Source organism: Mucilaginibacter aurantiaciroseus (assembly GCF_024055595.1).
Classification (GTDB): domain Bacteria; phylum Bacteroidota; class Bacteroidia; order Sphingobacteriales; family Sphingobacteriaceae; genus Mucilaginibacter; species Mucilaginibacter aurantiaciroseus.
This window is the reverse complement of the sequence record NZ_JAMXOF010000002.1, coordinates 398,492-413,734: the sequence shown is the minus strand read 5'-3', so window position 1 is coordinate 413,734 and position 15,243 is coordinate 398,492. Positions and strand designations below refer to the sequence as shown.

The 15,243-nt window shown below is 40.8% G+C and carries 26 protein-coding genes; all 26 read right to left on the bottom strand.

What is annotated here, in order from left to right; translation table 11 throughout:
- Positions 1-155 precede the first annotated feature (155 nt).
- Complete coding sequence (locus NAF17_RS09980; RefSeq protein WP_252757850.1) at positions 156-794, bottom strand: phosphatase PAP2 family protein; 639 nt, start codon at positions 792-794, stop codon at positions 156-158.
- A 4-nt stretch (positions 795-798) separates the two neighbouring features.
- Positions 799-2,535 (bottom strand): thiamine pyrophosphate-dependent enzyme, encoded by a 1,737-nt coding sequence (locus tag NAF17_RS09975; RefSeq protein WP_252757849.1) that lies wholly within the window; start codon positions 2,533-2,535, stop codon positions 799-801.
- A gap of 139 nt (positions 2,536-2,674) precedes the next feature.
- Positions 2,675-3,235 (bottom strand): 50S ribosomal protein L17, encoded by a 561-nt coding sequence (gene rplQ, locus NAF17_RS09970; protein WP_252757848.1) that lies wholly within the window; start codon positions 3,233-3,235, stop codon positions 2,675-2,677.
- 158 nt (positions 3,236-3,393) lie between these two features.
- The gene (locus NAF17_RS09965; RefSeq protein WP_252757847.1) at positions 3,394-4,386 is read right to left on the bottom strand and encodes a DNA-directed RNA polymerase subunit alpha; all 993 of its coding nucleotides are present in this window, start codon (positions 4,384-4,386) and stop codon (positions 3,394-3,396) included.
- A 96-nt stretch (positions 4,387-4,482) separates the two neighbouring features.
- Positions 4,483-5,091: a 30S ribosomal protein S4 gene (gene rpsD / locus NAF17_RS09960; protein WP_252757846.1), complete on the bottom strand. Its 609-nt coding sequence runs from the start codon at positions 5,089-5,091 to the stop codon at positions 4,483-4,485.
- A 67-nt stretch (positions 5,092-5,158) separates the two neighbouring features.
- A complete protein-coding gene (gene rpsK / locus NAF17_RS09955; RefSeq protein WP_252757845.1) occupies positions 5,159-5,548 on the bottom strand; it encodes a 30S ribosomal protein S11 in 390 nt (129 codons plus the stop codon).
- A gap of 133 nt (positions 5,549-5,681) precedes the next feature.
- Complete coding sequence (gene rpsM / locus NAF17_RS09950; RefSeq protein WP_067059732.1) at positions 5,682-6,059, bottom strand: 30S ribosomal protein S13; 378 nt, start codon at positions 6,057-6,059, stop codon at positions 5,682-5,684.
- 72 nt (positions 6,060-6,131) lie between these two features.
- Positions 6,132-6,248, bottom strand: a complete 117-nt coding sequence (gene rpmJ / locus NAF17_RS09945; RefSeq protein WP_073405774.1) for a 50S ribosomal protein L36 — start codon at positions 6,246-6,248, stop codon at positions 6,132-6,134.
- An 8-nt stretch (positions 6,249-6,256) separates the two neighbouring features.
- A complete protein-coding gene (infA, locus tag NAF17_RS09940) occupies positions 6,257-6,475 on the bottom strand; it encodes a translation initiation factor IF-1 (RefSeq protein WP_022833270.1) in 219 nt (72 codons plus the stop codon).
- 63 nt (positions 6,476-6,538) lie between these two features.
- Positions 6,539-7,330 carry a type I methionyl aminopeptidase gene (gene map / locus NAF17_RS09935; protein ID WP_252757844.1) on the bottom strand — a complete coding sequence of 264 codons (792 nt, stop codon included), beginning with the start codon at positions 7,328-7,330 and terminating at the stop codon, positions 6,539-6,541.
- Positions 7,331-7,335: 5 nt separating this feature from the next.
- The gene (gene secY, locus NAF17_RS09930) at positions 7,336-8,679 is read right to left on the bottom strand and encodes a preprotein translocase subunit SecY (protein WP_252757843.1); all 1,344 of its coding nucleotides are present in this window, start codon (positions 8,677-8,679) and stop codon (positions 7,336-7,338) included.
- Between the two features lie 5 nt (positions 8,680-8,684).
- The gene (gene rplO / locus NAF17_RS09925) at positions 8,685-9,131 is read right to left on the bottom strand and encodes a 50S ribosomal protein L15 (protein WP_252757842.1); all 447 of its coding nucleotides are present in this window, start codon (positions 9,129-9,131) and stop codon (positions 8,685-8,687) included.
- Positions 9,132-9,135: 4 nt separating this feature from the next.
- Positions 9,136-9,315 (bottom strand): 50S ribosomal protein L30, encoded by a 180-nt coding sequence (rpmD, locus tag NAF17_RS09920; protein WP_067059736.1) that lies wholly within the window; start codon positions 9,313-9,315, stop codon positions 9,136-9,138.
- Between the two features lie 6 nt (positions 9,316-9,321).
- The gene (gene rpsE / locus NAF17_RS09915; RefSeq protein ID WP_252757841.1) at positions 9,322-9,840 is read right to left on the bottom strand and encodes a 30S ribosomal protein S5; all 519 of its coding nucleotides are present in this window, start codon (positions 9,838-9,840) and stop codon (positions 9,322-9,324) included.
- A gap of 12 nt (positions 9,841-9,852) precedes the next feature.
- Positions 9,853-10,200, bottom strand: a complete 348-nt coding sequence (rplR, locus tag NAF17_RS09910) for a 50S ribosomal protein L18 (protein ID WP_252757840.1) — start codon at positions 10,198-10,200, stop codon at positions 9,853-9,855.
- Between the two features lie 5 nt (positions 10,201-10,205).
- Positions 10,206-10,763 carry a 50S ribosomal protein L6 gene (gene rplF, locus NAF17_RS09905; protein WP_252757839.1) on the bottom strand — a complete coding sequence of 186 codons (558 nt, stop codon included), beginning with the start codon at positions 10,761-10,763 and terminating at the stop codon, positions 10,206-10,208.
- 17 nt (positions 10,764-10,780) lie between these two features.
- On the bottom strand, positions 10,781-11,179 hold the full coding sequence (gene rpsH, locus NAF17_RS09900) for a 30S ribosomal protein S8 (RefSeq protein WP_256474492.1): 399 nt from the start codon (positions 11,177-11,179) through the stop codon (positions 10,781-10,783).
- A 152-nt stretch (positions 11,180-11,331) separates the two neighbouring features.
- Positions 11,332-11,601: a 30S ribosomal protein S14 gene (gene rpsN, locus NAF17_RS09895; protein WP_067059741.1), complete on the bottom strand. Its 270-nt coding sequence runs from the start codon at positions 11,599-11,601 to the stop codon at positions 11,332-11,334.
- A complete protein-coding gene (gene rplE, locus NAF17_RS09890) occupies positions 11,594-12,163 on the bottom strand; it encodes a 50S ribosomal protein L5 (protein ID WP_067059742.1) in 570 nt (189 codons plus the stop codon). Before rplE ends, rpsN begins: the two co-directional genes overlap by 8 nt.
- On the bottom strand, positions 12,163-12,504 hold the full coding sequence (rplX, locus tag NAF17_RS09885) for a 50S ribosomal protein L24 (protein ID WP_252757838.1): 342 nt from the start codon (positions 12,502-12,504) through the stop codon (positions 12,163-12,165). The genes rplE and rplX overlap by 1 nt, the downstream gene beginning before the upstream one ends.
- Before the next feature lies 1 nt (position 12,505).
- Entirely contained in the window at positions 12,506-12,874 is a 369-nt protein-coding gene (rplN, locus tag NAF17_RS09880; RefSeq protein WP_073405786.1) for a 50S ribosomal protein L14, read from the bottom strand.
- 1 nt (position 12,875) lies between these two features.
- Entirely contained in the window at positions 12,876-13,130 is a 255-nt protein-coding gene (gene rpsQ / locus NAF17_RS09875) for a 30S ribosomal protein S17 (RefSeq protein WP_067059745.1), read from the bottom strand.
- 20 nt (positions 13,131-13,150) lie between these two features.
- Entirely contained in the window at positions 13,151-13,360 is a 210-nt protein-coding gene (gene rpmC, locus NAF17_RS09870) for a 50S ribosomal protein L29 (protein ID WP_252757837.1), read from the bottom strand.
- Between the two features lie 105 nt (positions 13,361-13,465).
- The gene (gene rplP, locus NAF17_RS09865) at positions 13,466-13,888 is read right to left on the bottom strand and encodes a 50S ribosomal protein L16 (RefSeq protein ID WP_252757836.1); all 423 of its coding nucleotides are present in this window, start codon (positions 13,886-13,888) and stop codon (positions 13,466-13,468) included.
- A 47-nt stretch (positions 13,889-13,935) separates the two neighbouring features.
- Positions 13,936-14,805, bottom strand: coding sequence for a 30S ribosomal protein S3 (gene rpsC / locus NAF17_RS09860; RefSeq protein WP_252757835.1), 870 nt, complete (start codon positions 14,803-14,805; stop codon positions 13,936-13,938).
- A 6-nt stretch (positions 14,806-14,811) separates the two neighbouring features.
- Positions 14,812-15,240, bottom strand: a complete 429-nt coding sequence (gene rplV, locus NAF17_RS09855; protein ID WP_067059749.1) for a 50S ribosomal protein L22 — start codon at positions 15,238-15,240, stop codon at positions 14,812-14,814.
- Positions 15,241-15,243 lie beyond the last annotated feature (3 nt).

Sequence of the window (15,243 nt, the reverse complement as noted above, 5' to 3'; positions counted from 1 at the left end):
CGTTTGAGATGTGAACACCACAACAGTTTTCATAACAACCTCATAATCAATAAGCCAATTTTTAGACCTGTCTAAAAATTGCGTTTTTTGTTGGGTTTTTTAATAATTATACCTTTTAAATGAACAAATTATTTTGTTTCTGCCACAGGTGCTTCCTATTTATCGGCAGGCTTACGCAGGTACAGCCATGATAGCAGGTACAGGCAAGGCAGGCCTAATAAAAAGCCGCCCACAACATCTGTAAACCAGTGCGCGCCTAAGTAAATTCGCGAAAAAGGGATGGTAAATATCAAAAAAGCGCTTAAAAAGCCAACACCATATCTAAGCCAATTAGGAATCTTGTCCAACTGGAGCATCAGCAATATCATAAATCCAAAAAACACCACGTAGAACAATACATGCCCGCTCGGGAAGCTCTGCTGCGTGGTTTCGGATAAGATCTTTACAAGACCTTTTGAAGGCCGCGGGCGATTAACCAGGACTTTTACAAGGGTGCTAATTAAACCCGTTAAACCCGTTGCCAGCACATAAACAGCTACCTTTTTATATTTAAAAACGAAGAACAGCACACTGCTAACCAAAAGCAATATTACTGACTCGGGCATGTAGCCTGGCGTACTGATCAGAAACATAGCTTTATCAAAAAAAATATTTTGATGCTCCTGAATCTCGCGCGATACTTTAACATCGATAGGCATAACAGGATATAGCGCTACCAAAACGGAGAGTGTTATAAAGCCTGCGGTAATAAGTGTCAGTACTAACAGTAATATATGCTGCCTGCGGATGTTCATTAATTTATACCAGGTCTTTTAAGTGTTTGTAGTTGGCTTTAATGGTATCTACTACCTCGTCCATGCGGCCGTTAAGCATCAGTTTAGTCATGGATAATGCCATACCCTTTACTTGCGCTAATTCCACTTTTGGCGGCATCGCCAAAGCGTTAGGGTCGGTAAATATATTTATTAAAGCCGGGCCTTTGTATATTAATCCTTCAATTAATGCCTGTCTTGCCTCTTCCGGGTCTTTAACAGTGATGCCTTTTATGCCCATTGCCTTAGCAACCATCGCAAAATCGGGGTTATGCATTTCGGTTTGCCAATTGGGCAGGCCCGCAACTTCCATCTCCAGCTTTACCATCCCTAACGAGCGGTTATTAAACACAATGATCTTTATCGGCAGGTTGTATTGGGTGATGGTCGCCAGGTCGCCCATTAGCATCGACAGGCCACCATCACCACATAAAGCTATAACTTGCCTTCCCGGCATAGCCAAAGCAGCTCCTATGGCTTGTGGCATAGCGTTAGCCATAGATCCATGATTGAACGAGCCTATCATTTTACGTTTACCCGTAGCATTAATATAACGCGAACCCCACACGCATGACATACCGGTATCTACCGTAAAAATGGCGTCGTCGGTAGCTAATTCGTCAATCAAACTGGCAATAAACTCCGGGTGGATATTTTCTTTTTTACCGGTATCTTTTACGTAGATCTTCATGTTCTCTTTAACATGCGCGTAAAACTCCAATTGCGCTTTCAGGAAGCTGTCGTCCTCATGCTGCTCAACGTGTGGCAGCAAAGCATCCAAAGTATCTTTAACAGATCCGCTCAATCCAACATCAACCTTGGCACGGCGGCCAATGCGTTCGGGTTTAATATCTACCTGTACAATTTTGCAATTGGTAGGCATAAATGGCGCGTATGGGAAATCAGTACCTAATAAGATCAATAGTTCAGATTCGTGCATACTTTGGTATGCCGATGGCAAGCCTAACAGGCCCGTCATACCCACCTCGTTAGGATTGTTGAACTGGATATCCATTTTAGAGCGGAAAGAGTAAGCTACCGGCGCATTAAGTTTCTGCGATAAGGCAACAACTTCATCATGCGCGTCGGCGGCCCCTATTCCACAAAAAATGGTGATTTTTTTATGCTGATTAACCAAAGCAGCAAGCTTGTTTATATCAGCATTATTAGGGCGGATTACCGCTACAGGGTCAAAGTTTTGGGTAGATGTGGTAATGTCTTCGGCATCCATGCTGGTCAGATCGCCCGGCACACCAATTACCGATACACCTTTACGATGTAATGCGGCCTGGATGCCTCCTTGAAGCATTCTTGGGAACTGTTTTGGTGTAGTGGCAACCTGGTTGTAGTGGCTGCAATCGTCAAACAATTTAATGGTGTTGGTTTCCTGGAAGTATTCGGTACCATACTCAAAGCTGGCTACGGTTGATGCTATGGCTATAACCGGTGCACCTGAGCGGTGAGCATCGTACAAACCATTAATGAGGTGCACGTGGCCCGGGCCGCTGCTGCCCGCACAACAGGCTAAGTTACCTGTTATCTGCGCCTCTGCTCCTGCTGCATACGCACCGGCCTCCTCATGGCGAACATGGATCCATCGGATACTTCCTTCGCGCCTTACGGCATCATTAACCTCGTTCAGGCTATCACCTGTTACGGCGTATATTCTTTTGATGCCCGCGTTAACCAGCATTTCAACCATTTGATCTGCTACCTTTGCCATACTTAATTTAAATATTATACTATCTAAACCCAGGAAGCAGGCGAGGGTTTTAAATTTCGATAAACATTACAAAACATTAATGCACAAAAAAGCCTCCCGAAATTCGGGAGGCTTTTAATACTTTAAGTTGAATAATAAATTATTCGCCTTTTTCAGCGTTTTTTTCCTTGTCGTCAGCTGCAGGAGCTTCGGTAGCAGGAGTTTCTTCAACAGCCGGTGCAACTTCAGCTACAGCAGTTTCTGTTGCGGCAACAGCAGGCTCAGCTTTTACTTTAGAAGCTCCACCACGGCGACGTGTTGTTTTCTTCTCAGCTTTAGCGTCAACATCTTTACCGTAAACAGTGTTGTAGTCAACTAACTCAATGATCGCCATTTCAGCGTTATCGCCTAAACGGTTCTCTAATTTAACAATACGTGTGTAACCACCCGGGCGATTAGCAATTTTCTCAGCAATTTCACGGAACAGGATGTTCACGGTGTCTTTGTCTTGTAAATAGCTAAACACAGTACGGCGAGAGTGTGTAGTATCGTTTTTTGATTTAGTTAAAAGTGGCTCAACGTAACCGCGCAATGCTTTTGCTTTTGCCAATGTTGTTGTAATACGCTTGTGTAGAATAAGCGAAGACGCCATGTTAGCCATCATCGCTTTGCGGTGGCTGTTTGTACGACCTAAATGGTTTAATTTTTTTCCGTGTCTCATTTGTTTGTTAATTTGTGCACGTGCATACCGTCAGGCGAACTTAATCAAGCCATCGGAATTATGCCCTCGCTTATTTATTAATAATGCTGAGTGGTGAGCCGTAAATGGTGAGTAATTAAAACCACTCTCTATTCAACAACTAAACCCTCTCTAAAAAATTATTCTTCGTCTAACTTAAATTTAGAAAGGTTCATACCAAAAGATAAGCCTTTTGATTTAACCAGGTCTTGTATTTCAGTTAATGATTTTTTACCAAAATTTCTGAATTTTAACATATCAGCAACATCGTAAGAAACCAGGTCTGCAAGGCTACGGATATCAGCAGCTTTTAAGCAGTTAAGTGCGCGGACTGACAAGTCAAGATCAACCAATTCAGTTTTAAGAATTTTACGCATGTGTAAAATTTCTTCATCAACTTCTTTAGTTTCTTCTTTAGCCTGGGCCTCAAGCATCATGTTCTCATCAGAGAACAGCATGAAGTGCTGAATTAGGATCTTAGCAGCTTGTTTCAATGCATCCTCAGGATGGATTGAACCATCTGTAGAAATATCAAGGATCAGTTTCTCGTAATCTGTTTTTTGTTCAACACGATAGTTCTCTAAAGTGTATTTTACATTTTTTATAGGTGTAAAGATAGAGTCGATAGCTATCACGCCTACATTAGCATCAGGATTTTTGTTTTCCTCGTTGCTGATGTAACCACGGCCTTTGGCAACTGTAAGCTCAACTTCAAGCGTTACTGATGAATCCATGTTACAAATAACAAGATCAGGGTTCAATACTGTAAAGTTGTTTGAAAACTTAGTAATATCACCTGCAGAAAAAGCATCCTGGCCGTTAATGATCACAAATATTTTCTCATTATCGCCCGATTCACCTGTTTTTTTGAAACGTACTTGCTTCAAGTTAAGGATGATCTCGGTTACATCTTCAACCACACCTTTGATGGTCGAAAACTCATGCATTACTCCAGAAAAACGTACTGAAGTAATAGCAAAACCTTCTAATGAAGAAAGTAAGATACGACGCAGAGCATTACCAATGGTTATACCGAAGCCTGGTTCTAACGGACGAAACTCAAACGTGCCATCAAAATCATTTGATTTCTGCATGATAACCTTGTCTGGTTTTTGAAATGCTAAAATTGCCATTTATATCTTTTGTTTATTGTTAACTAATTTGAAATGATTTTAACCACGAAAATGATTGGCATAATATGCCAACCACTTCCCGGATAATTATCGTTATTATTTTGAATATAACTCGACGATTAGGTTTTCCTTGATGTTCTCAGGAATCTCATCACGATTAGGGTAGTTTAGGAATTTACCTGATAATTCATCGGCGTTCCACTCTAACCAGCTATATTTATTTACTTTACGGCCTGCTACTGAATTAGTAATGCTTTCAAGTGTTTTTGACTTTTCGCGCACTGCGATAACGTCACCAGCTTTTAACGCATAAGAAGCGATGTTTACAACGTTACCGTTAACAGTGATGTGTTTGTGGCCTACAAGTTGGCGTGCACCAGAACGGGTAGGTGCAATACCTAAACGGTAAACTGCATTATCTAAACGTGCTTCTAAGAACTTTAACAAGTTCTCACCAGTGATACCTTCTTTTGCAGATGCAGTGTGGAACAAGTTTTCGAACTGACGCTCTAATACACCGTAAGTGTATTTAACTTTTTGCTTTTCCATTAACTGTACCGCGTACTCAGACTGCTTTCCTCTTCTTTTAGAAGCACCATGCATACCTGGACCGTAGTTTTTTCTCTCTAACGCTTTGTCCGGACCGAAGATCGGCTCGCGGAACCTACGCGCAATTTTTGATTTGGGGCCTGTATATCTTGCCATTATTTGTGTGTTTTAAAGTATCAAACAGCCCGCAGCTGTCGAATCTTAGCTTTAAAAATTAAGTGAATTAAACTCTTCTACGTTTAGACGGACGGCAACCATTGTGTGGAAGCGGTGTAATGTCTTTTATGGTAGTTACTTCGATACCTGTTGTTTGCAGTGTACGGATAGCAGACTCGCGGCCTGAACCCGGACCTTTAACAAATACCTCTACTTTGCGCAGACCTAAGTCGTAAGCAACTTTACCGCAATCGCCAGCAGCTTGACCGGCAGCGTATGGGGTATTTTTTTTAGAACCTTTAAAACCCATTTTACCTGCAGAAGACCATGATATAGCCTGGCCGCTTTTGTTGGTAAGGGTGATAATGATGTTGTTAAAAGTTGCGTTGATGTGTGCTTCGCCTACTGACTCAACAATAACAACACGTTTTTTGGTAACTTTTTTGCTTTTAGCCATTTTGTTTTTAATTATTGATTTGGTGAATTACTGAGTTAGTGATTGTAACTCGGACCCACTAATCGCTTTAATTCTAATTATTCCTGGCAAGCTTAAAGTATTAACTACCCACCGCTCACCAATCAACTATTTACTATTTAGTAGCTTTCTTTTTGTTAGCAACTGTTTTACGTTTTCCTTTACGGGTACGTGAGTTGTTTTTAGTGCGTTGGCCACGTAGGGGTAAACCTTTACGGTGACGGGTACCACGGTAGCAACCGATATCCATTAAACGTTTGATGTTAAGCTGAACTTCTGAACGTAGGGAACCTTCAACTTTAACTTTATCGTTGATGATGGTACGGATAGCAGTTAACTGATCATCATTCCAATCCTGAACTTTGATGTTAACATCGATACCTGCTTCAGTTAAGATGTTTTGGGCTGTAGTACGGCCAATACCGTATATATAGGTTAAACCTATTTCGCCTCTTTTATTTTTTGGTAAATCAATACCGGAGATCCTTGCCATATTTGTTTTTTGTTTTTAAGTAATACCGAACGGCGGGCCACCGTTGTGCGGCTTATTACAATTCCTTTTTAATTATCCCTGACGCTGCTTATACTTAGGGTTCTTTTTGTTTATCACATAAAGTTTCCCGTTACGGCGGATGATCTTACAATCAACACTGCGTTTTTTAATGGATGCTCTAACTTTCATCTCGTTTGTTATTTATATCTGTAGGTTATTCTTCCTTTTGTTAAATCATACGGGCTCATCTCTAGTTTCACTCTGTCGCCAGGTAATATTTTGATGTAGTGCATCCGCATTTTTCCGGATATGTGTGCAATAATCTCGTGGCCGTTCTCAAGTTCAACTCTAAACATAGCATTAGATAATGCTTCGCGAATTGTTCCATCTTGCTCAATCGAGGATTGTTTTGCCATATTTTATTGATTATTACTTAATTATCCACCCCAAAACCGGGATGCAAAATTAATAAAAATTATTTACTTTTTATTCTTTTCTTCTAAAACTTTATCAATGTAGTCAAACGTCGATAAAATATCGGGTTTCCCCCTTTTTACAGCTACCGTATGCTCGTAGTGTGCCGATGGTTTTTTATCAACGGTTGATACCGTCCATCCATCATCCCAAAACTTAACACCGGCACGGCCTGCATTTATCATCGGCTCAATGGCAATTACCATTCCTTCCTCTAATTTAATACCTGCACCACGTTTGCCATAATTAGGAACTTCGGGCTTCTCATGTAAGCGTGTACCTACACCATGGCCAACCAATTCTTTAACTACACCAAAACCGTTCTTTTCGGCGTGCTCCTGCACCGCGTAGCCTATGTCGCCAATGCGCATGCCTACAACAGCTTTCTCTACACCAAGGTCTAAACACTCGCGGGTTACGCGCATTAGCTTCTTGGTAGCCTCATCAACCTCGCCAATGGCAAAGGTAAAGGCAGAGTCGCCGAAGTACTTATTCAGGATCACACCACAATCAACCGATACCAGGTCGCCCTCTACCAACGCTTTGTTAGTTGGGAAACCGTGTACCACCTGGTCATTAAGCGAAATACATAATGAATAAGGGAACCCATTATAGTTTAAAAATGCCGGAACCCCTCCGTTGTCACGGATAAAGGTTTCGGCAAGTTTATTTAATTCTAAAGTAGTAATACCTGGGCCAATAACTTTCGCTATTTCCCCATGTGTTTTGGAAACAAGTAAAGAACTTTCTCTTATCAGTTCTATTTCTTCAATAGACTTATAGATGATCTTTGGCATGTTTATTAGATAACCGGCGGGGTTGCACCAGAAGCTGTAGGGATACTTGCACGGCCTTTGATACGCCCTGTTTTCATTAAACCATCATAATGACGCATTAACAAATGACTTTCAACCTGCTGTAAAGTATCTAACACTACACCCACAAGGATGATCAATGATGTACCGCCGAAGAATCTTGCAAAGATGCTACTCACACCTACCAAACTGGCCAAAGCCGGTATAATAGCGATGATGGCTAAGAAAATAGAACCCGGTAAAGTTATTCTTGAAATAACCCCATCGATGTAATCTGCAGTAGATTTACCTGGTTTAACACCCGGGATAAAGCCACCGTTCTTTTTCATATCATCAGCCATCTGGTTAGGATTAACTGTAATAGCAGTGTAGAAGTAAGTGAATAGTATAATTAATATACCAAACGTTACATTATGCTGCCAAGAGTTATAGTTTGATAATGATATTAACAAACCGTTAGAACTTGCATTAGGAAAAAACTGAGAAACAGTTGCGGGAATAAACATTAATGCTTGGGCAAAAATAATAGGCATTACACCAGCAGCATTCACCTTTAAAGGTATATACTGGCGTACGCCACCATATTGTTTGTTGCCTACAATACGTTTTGCGTATTGTACGGCAATTTTACGTGTACCCTGTACTATTAATATGGTAAACATTACCACACCAAGCAGTGCCACAATCTCAACAATAAAGGTAATTAAACCACCTGCACCGTTTGTACGTGAATCAAACTCAACAACAACCGCGCTTGGTAACTGAGCTATGATACCTGTCATGATGATCAATGAGATACCGTTACCGATACCTTTATCAGTAATCTTCTCGCCCAACCACATAACAAATAAGGTACCTGCAGTTAATACGCATACGTTCAATATTGTAAATAAAGGGTTAGAGATAGACATAGCATCGGCACTAACCTGTGATTTGAGGTACCCAATAGCCTGTAGCGCTGTAATTGCTATAGTTAGGTAACGTGTCCACTGGTTAATTTTGTTACGGCCGCTTTCGCCTTCTTTTTGTAATTTAATAAAGTATGGTACCGCAATACCTAATAATTGCACCACAATTGAAGCAGAGATATAAGGCATAACACCTAATGCCAAAATAGAAGAACGTGAGAACGATCCTCCGGCAAACATGTTTAACAAGCCTACAAGCCCTTCTTTATTTTGTGTAGCATTTAGTGATGCCGCTTTTACGCCAGGCAAAACAATATACGAGCCAACACGATATATCAAAAGAAATAAGAGTGTGTTTAAAATACGCACTCTTAGATCTTCAATTTTCCAGATATTGGATAATGTGGTGAAAAATTTCTTCATCGAAATTATAACTTTACAATAGTTCCGCCGGCCGCTTCAATAGCTTTTTGTGCAGTAGCGGTAAATGCGTGTGCTTTAACCTCTAATTTAGCTTTTAATTCGCCACGGCCAAGAATTTTAACCAATTCGTTACGAGAAGCTAAACCGTGCTCTTTCAGGATATCGAAATCTACTGTTACCAGTGAAAATTTCTCAACCAATTGTTGTAACACATCAAGGTTTACACCTGTGTATTCAACACGGTTAGGGTTTTTAAAACCAACCTTAGGCACACGGCGTTGTAATGGCATCTGGCCGCCTTCAAAACCTACCTTGGTAGATGTACCTGAACGTGAACCGGCACCTTTATGGCCACGGGTTGATGTACCGCCACGGCCAGAACCTGTACCACGGCCAATTCTTTTTCTATTTTTAGTAGAACCTTCTGCAGGTTTAAGATTACTTAAATTCATGATATTAAATATTTTCTACTGCTACAAGGTGGTTTACTTTACGTACCATACCTATAATAGCAGCAGTGGCTTCAACTTCCACGCTGTGGTTAATTTTTTTAAGACCTAAGGCCTCAACGGTTTTTTTCTGGCGCTCGCTTCTGTCGATAACGCTTTTAATTTGTGTTATTTTGATTTTCGACATGACTGATTATCCGTTAAATACTTTACCTAAACTAATACCGCGATGTTGTGCTACAGTAACTGCATCACGTAATTGTGATAATGCAGATACGGTTGCTTTAACCACGTTGTGCGGGTTTGATGATCCTTTAGATTTTGCCAATACATTGTGTATACCGGCACTCTCTAACACTGCACGCATTGCACCACCAGCTATAACACCAGTACCGTTTGCAGCAGGTTTTAAGAATACAAAACCACCAGAGAATTTACCTATTTGCTCGTGAGGGATAGTGTTGTTGATAATTGGAACTTTTACCAAGTTCTTTTTAGCATCATCAATACCTTTAGCAATAGCTTCGGTAACTTCTTTTGCTTTACCTAAACCATAACCTACAACACCGTTCTCGTCACCTACTACCACTATGGCAGAAAAGCTGAATGTACGGCCACCTTTGGTTACTTTGGCCACACGTTGTATGCTCACCAGGCGATCTTTTAATTCGATCTCGCTGGTTTTTACTCTTTTTATGTTGATTGTTGACATTTCCTGTTTCGATTAAAAGTTTAAACCACCTTCACGTGCACCTTCGGCCAATGATTTGATACGGCCATGATACAGGTAACCATTCCTGTCAAACACTACATCTTTAATACCTGCAGCAATAGCTTTTTCGGCTACTAATTTACCTACAGCAGTAGATTGGTCTGATTTGGTTGTACCACTTGCAACAAAATCTTTTGATAATGATGAAGCTGATACAATAGTTTTACCAGTAACATCGTCAATAATTTGTGCGTAGATGCCTTTATTGCTTCTGAATACAGATAAACGTGGGCGTGCTGTTGATCCTGAAAGGCGTTTTCTGATGCCTTTTTTAATCCTGTCTCTTCTTGATAATTTCATGACGATTATTTTTTAGATGCTGATTTACCTGCTTTTCTTCTCAATATTTCGCCAACAAACTTGATACCTTTACCTTTGTAAGGCTCTGGAGTACGTAACGAGCGTATTTTTGCCGCAACTTGTCCAATCAATTGTTTATCGTTTGATTCCAGGATGATGGTTGGGTTTTTACCCTTCTCAGCAGTGGTTGTAACTTTAATTTCTACTGGTAATTGAAACACATAGTGGTGAGAATAACCCAACACAAGATCTAATGTATTGCCGGTATTAGTTGCGCGGTAACCCACACCTACTAATTCCTGCTCAATTTTGTAACCGATGGTTACACCAACAACCATGTTATTTATAAGCGACCGGTATAAACCGTGTAACGCTTTATGACGTTTTTGCTCTGAAGGGCGTTTAACCAATAACTGGTCGCCTTCTTGCTCAATGATGATATCTCTATCAACTGCCTGTTGCAATTCACCTTTTGGGCCTTTAACAGTAACAACATTATCTGCTGATACAGTAACGGTAACACCGGTGGTTAACGCAATAGGTGCTTTTCCTATTCTTGACATTGCTTAATTTCCTCCTATTAATAAACGTAGCATAAAACTTCGCCACCCACATTTTGTGTACGAGCTTCTTTATCGGTCATTACACCTCTTGAAGTCGATAAGATAGCGATACCTAAACCATTTAATACGCGTGGCAGGTTATCCATGCCGGCGTATTTTCTCAAACCTGGTTTACTAATACGTGAAATGCTGCGGATTGCAGGAATTTTAGTTATTGGGTGGTATTTCAAAGCAACTTTGATAGTGCCTTGAGGACCGTTATCCTCAAACTTGTAATTAGCAATGTAACCTTTTTCGAAAAGCACTTTAGTGATTTCCTTTTTCAGATTTGATGCAGGAATTTCAACAACCCTATGGTTGGCTTTAATAGCATTCCTTACTCTTGTAAGATAATCTGCGATTGGATCTGTATTCATTATTGTTGTTTATGATAGTGGTTTCCTTCCGGTAACATCCCGGGTGACCTTCTATCGGTTAATTCTTTATAAAATTTGAGCCGCGAAATTACAAAAAAATTCAAAACATATTGTAGTATGTTTTGAATTCAATTTCGTTCCCGATATTTTGCTTACCAGCTTGCCTTTTTAACACCTGGTATTTTACCAGCTAGTGCCATATCACGGAATGTAACACGTGATATACCAAACTGGCGCATGTAACCACGCGGGCGGCCTGTTAATTTACAACGATTGTGTAATTTTACCGGTGATGAAGCTTTAGGCAATTTGTCTAAACCTATGTAATCACCAGCTGCTTTTAACGCTGCTCTTTTTTCAGCAAATTTTGCTACTAATTTGGCACGTTTTACTTCACGAGCCTTTACGCCTTCTTTAGCCATTGTTAGTTGGTGTTTGATTTTTAAATGGTAAACCAAATTGTTTCAGTAACTCCAATGCTTCAACATCGTTAGTTGCCGAGGTTACAAAGGTAATATCCATACCCTGGATCTTGTTGATCTTGTCAATGTTGATCTCCGGGAAGATAATTTGCTCTGATATACCTAAGGTATAGTTTCCGCGACCGTCAAAGCCTTTGTCGTTGATACCTTTAAAGTCACGTATACGTGGCAGGGCAACAGCAATTAAGCGGTCTAAGAACTCATACATAGTATTATCACGTAAAGTTACACGTACGCCAATCGGCATACCTTTACGTAATTTAAAGTTTGAGATATCCTTTTTAGATTTTGATGAAACAGCTTGCTGACCGGTGATGGTTGTTAGCTCGGTGATCGTGTTCTCGATAAGTTTTTTATCGGTAGTAGCACCGCCAACACCCTGGTTGATAGCAATTTTTTGCAATTTAGGAACCTGCATTACGCTTTTGTAGGCAAATTTTTCCTTAAGCGCTGTGCGGATATCTTCCTTATATTTTGTTTTTAATCTTGGTATGTAAGTCATTACTTAATTTCCTCCCCTGATTTTTTTGATACTCTAACCAATTTGCCGGCATCGTTTAATTTACGGCCTACGCGGGTTGTTTTACCTGTTGAAGGTTCAACCAGTGCCAGGTTAGATATGTGTATAGCAGCTTCCTGCTTTACAATACCGCCGTTAGGGTTGGCTGCATTAGGCTTAGTGTGTTTAGATACCATGTTGGCACCTTCAACTATAGCCCTGTTTTTTTCAATGATAACTTCAACTATTTTACCTTGTGATCCTTTTGAATCTCCGGCTATTACCTTAACTAAATCGCCCTTGCGGATCTTTAATTTAGCTGGTTTTGTGTTTTTCTTTTCCATATTACAATACCTCCGGTGCTAATGATACAATTTTCATAAATTGTTTTTCACGTAATTCTCTGGCAACAGGGCCAAAGATACGTGTGCCCCTTGGCTCATCCTGGTTGTTTAACAAAACGGCTGCGTTGTCGTCAAAGCGGATATATGAACCATCTTTCCTGCGGATCTCTTTCTTGGTTCTAACCACTACTGCTTTAGATACAGTACCTTTTTTTACGTTACCTGATGGTAAAGCACTTTTTACGGTAACTACTATCTTATCGCCAATAGAAGCATATCTTTTACCTGTACCACCTAATACGCGTATCACTAAAACTTCTTTAGCTCCGCTGTTATCGGCTACATTTAATCTTGATTCCTGTTGTACCATGTTATTTAGCCCTCTCTAAAATTTGAACTAATCTCCAGTTTTTGTTTTTGCTCAACGGACGGGTTTCCATAATCAATACGGTATCACCAACACCACATGTGTTAGTTTCGTCATGAGCCATAAATTTGGTAGTCTTCTTTACGAATTTACCATAGATTGGGTGTTTCACCTTCCGCTCTACAGCAACCACAATAGACTTTTCCATCTTATTGCTTACTACCAGGCCGGTACGTGTTTTTCTTAAATTTCTTTCCATTGTTTTCCGACGCTTAAAAATTAATTCTGTTCAGAAGCTGACGCCGCCTTGCGTTTTGTTAATTCAGTAGTTAAACGAGCAATATCCTTACGCACTTTAGTAATGCGGGTTGGGTTCTCAATAGCCGAAACAGCGTGTGCAAATTTCAGTTTAGTAAGAGTTGATTTTTCCTCGCCCAGTCTTGCTGACAATTCTTCGGTTGTAAGCTCTAAAATTTCTGAGTTCTTCATGTTCTTTATTGTTGTTGTAATGTTAGAAAGTTTAAATGTGTTAATGTTACCTAATGGCGGCTGCAAATAACAACCTTTCAACACTTACAACTTTCAACCTTAAATTTATGCTTCTACGTAATCCCTACGTGTTACAAATCTTGTTTGCACAGGTAGCTTTTGTGCTGCCAGGCGTAAAGCCTCTTTTGCAACGTCCAAAGGCACACCTTCTGCTTCAAATATCATCCTGCCCGGGCGTACAACTGCAACCCAGTATTCCGGTGCACCTTTACCTTTACCCATACGTACCTCTGCTGGTTTTTTGGTTATGGGTTTGTCAGGGAATATCCTGATCCACACCTGGCCTTCACGTTTCATGAAACGTGTAACAGCGATACGTGCAGCCTCGATCTGACGACTGGTTATCCAGGCGGCTTCGAGTGATTTTATACCGAAAGATCCGAATGAAAGCTCAGTACCACGACTGGCTAAACCTTTCATCCTGCCTTTTTGCATCTTTCTGAACTTCGTTCTTTTTGGCTGTAGCATTTTATTAAGCTTTTATATCCTCACGGATATGTCTTTTCTAATTCTTGTTATCTTCTTCCGGGGCCGCCTGGACGGTTACCACCACCTTGACCTGGTCCACCTGGACGGCTGTTACCACCACCGCCTCTGCGGTCGTTGTTGCCACCTGGTTTACGATCGCCTCTGCGCTCACCACCTCTTTCGCCGCCACGTGCATTATCACGTCCGCCAAAGCCTGGTGCGCCACCTTCAGGGCGTCCGCCTTTACCGCTTGCGCTGCTTGTACCACCAATGTTTGGAGATAAATCGCGTTTGCCGTAAACCTCACCTTTACAGATCCATACTTTAACACCTATTTTACCATAAGTAGTTAAGGCTTCTGCCAAAGCATAGTCAATGTCAGCACGGAAAGTATGCAAAGGAATTCTTCCTTCTTTATATTGTTCAGTACGTGCCATTTCAGCGCCACCTAAACGGCCTGATGTCATCACTTTAATTCCTTCGGCACCCATTCTCATGGTAGAAGCAATTGTAGTTTTCATAGCACGACGGAAGGAGATACGTGCTTCAAGTTGTTTGGCAATACCTTCGGCAACTAACTGGGCATCAAGCTCAGGGCGTTTTATCTCGAAGATGTTGATCTGAACATCTTTTTTAGTTAATTTTTTTAACTCTTCCTTGATCTTATCAACCTCGGCGCCACCTTTACCAATTACAATACCCGGACGGGCAGTGTGGATGGTTACAGTGATGCGCTTTAAAGTACGTTCTATAACTACTTTAGATACGCCACCTTTGTTGATACGTACTGATAAGTATTTGCGGATCTTTTCGTCTTCAACTAATTTGTCGGCATAGTGATTTCCACCGAACCAATTAGAATCCCAACCGCGGATGATCCCTAACCTGTTACCTATTGGATGTGCTTTTTGTCCCATTTCAAATTAGTTGTTATCGTTTTTACTATCCACAATTAGAGTTACATGGTTAGAACGTTTGCGGATACGGAAACCTCTACCTTGTGGTGCGGGGCGTAACCTCTTTAATTGACGGCCACCACCTACTGATACTTCTTTAACAAATAAGGCACTATCCTCAACACGTTTACCTTCGTTTTTTGCTTCCCAGTTTTTAATGGCTGATAACAAAAGTTTCTCTACACGTATAGCTGCTTCTTTGTTAGTAAATTTTAAGATGTATAACGCTTTCTCAACGTTTTCACCACGGATCAGATCAACCACCAAACGCATTTTGCGTGGTGAAGTTGGACAGTTCTGTAGTTTAGCAACTGAAGAGCCACCCACTACGAGTTTAGCCGCTTCTTTTTGTTGCCTGATTAGTACAGACTTTTTGATTTTAGTTGTTGCTTCCATGCC

What these genes read in the sequence shown, in the direction of transcription:
- NAF17_RS09980 (WP_252757850.1), bottom strand. Translation starts at nt 794, where the DNA reads ATGAACATCCGCAGGCAGCATATATTACTGTTAGTACTGACACTTATT.
- NAF17_RS09975 (WP_252757849.1), bottom strand. Translation starts at nt 2,535, where the DNA reads ATGGCAAAGGTAGCAGATCAAATGGTTGAAATGCTGGTTAACGCGGGC.
- rplQ (WP_252757848.1), bottom strand. Translation starts at nt 3,235, where the DNA reads ATGAGACACGGAAAAAAATTAAACCATTTAGGTCGTACAAACAGCCAC.
- NAF17_RS09965 (WP_252757847.1), bottom strand. Translation starts at nt 4,386, where the DNA reads ATGGCAATTTTAGCATTTCAAAAACCAGACAAGGTTATCATGCAGAAA.
- rpsD (WP_252757846.1), bottom strand. Translation starts at nt 5,091, where the DNA reads ATGGCAAGATATACAGGCCCCAAATCAAAAATTGCGCGTAGGTTCCGC.
- rpsK (WP_252757845.1), bottom strand. Translation starts at nt 5,548, where the DNA reads ATGGCTAAAAGCAAAAAAGTTACCAAAAAACGTGTTGTTATTGTTGAG.
- rpsM (WP_067059732.1), bottom strand. Translation starts at nt 6,059, where the DNA reads ATGGCAAGGATCTCCGGTATTGATTTACCAAAAAATAAAAGAGGCGAA.
- rpmJ (WP_073405774.1), bottom strand. Translation starts at nt 6,248, where the DNA reads ATGAAAGTTAGAGCATCCATTAAAAAACGCAGTGTTGATTGTAAGATC.
- infA (WP_022833270.1), bottom strand. Translation starts at nt 6,475, where the DNA reads ATGGCAAAACAATCCTCGATTGAGCAAGATGGAACAATTCGCGAAGCA.
- map (WP_252757844.1), bottom strand. Translation starts at nt 7,330, where the DNA reads ATGCCAAAGATCATCTATAAGTCTATTGAAGAAATAGAACTGATAAGA.
- secY (WP_252757843.1), bottom strand. Translation starts at nt 8,679, where the DNA reads ATGAAGAAATTTTTCACCACATTATCCAATATCTGGAAAATTGAAGAT.
- rplO (WP_252757842.1), bottom strand. Translation starts at nt 9,131, where the DNA reads ATGAATTTAAGTAATCTTAAACCTGCAGAAGGTTCTACTAAAAATAGA.
- rpmD (WP_067059736.1), bottom strand. Translation starts at nt 9,315, where the DNA reads ATGTCGAAAATCAAAATAACACAAATTAAAAGCGTTATCGACAGAAGC.
- rpsE (WP_252757841.1), bottom strand. Translation starts at nt 9,840, where the DNA reads ATGTCAACAATCAACATAAAAAGAGTAAAAACCAGCGAGATCGAATTA.
- rplR (WP_252757840.1), bottom strand. Translation starts at nt 10,200, where the DNA reads ATGAAATTATCAAGAAGAGACAGGATTAAAAAAGGCATCAGAAAACGC.
- rplF (WP_252757839.1), bottom strand. Translation starts at nt 10,763, where the DNA reads ATGTCAAGAATAGGAAAAGCACCTATTGCGTTAACCACCGGTGTTACC.
- rpsH (WP_256474492.1), bottom strand. Translation starts at nt 11,179, where the DNA reads ATGAATACAGATCCAATCGCAGATTATCTTACAAGAGTAAGGAATGCT.
- rpsN (WP_067059741.1), bottom strand. Translation starts at nt 11,601, where the DNA reads ATGGCTAAAGAAGGCGTAAAGGCTCGTGAAGTAAAACGTGCCAAATTA.
- rplE (WP_067059742.1), bottom strand. Translation starts at nt 12,163, where the DNA reads ATGACTTACATACCAAGATTAAAAACAAAATATAAGGAAGATATCCGC.
- rplX (WP_252757838.1), bottom strand. Translation starts at nt 12,504, where the DNA reads ATGGAAAAGAAAAACACAAAACCAGCTAAATTAAAGATCCGCAAGGGC.
- rplN (WP_073405786.1), bottom strand. Translation starts at nt 12,874, where the DNA reads ATGGTACAACAGGAATCAAGATTAAATGTAGCCGATAACAGCGGAGCT.
- rpsQ (WP_067059745.1), bottom strand. Translation starts at nt 13,130, where the DNA reads ATGGAAAGAAATTTAAGAAAAACACGTACCGGCCTGGTAGTAAGCAAT.
- rpmC (WP_252757837.1), bottom strand. Translation starts at nt 13,360, where the DNA reads ATGAAGAACTCAGAAATTTTAGAGCTTACAACCGAAGAATTGTCAGCA.
- rplP (WP_252757836.1), bottom strand. Translation starts at nt 13,888, where the DNA reads ATGCTACAGCCAAAAAGAACGAAGTTCAGAAAGATGCAAAAAGGCAGG.
- rpsC (WP_252757835.1), bottom strand. Translation starts at nt 14,805, where the DNA reads ATGGGACAAAAAGCACATCCAATAGGTAACAGGTTAGGGATCATCCGC.
- rplV (WP_067059749.1), bottom strand. Translation starts at nt 15,240, where the DNA reads ATGGAAGCAACAACTAAAATCAAAAAGTCTGTACTAATCAGGCAACAA.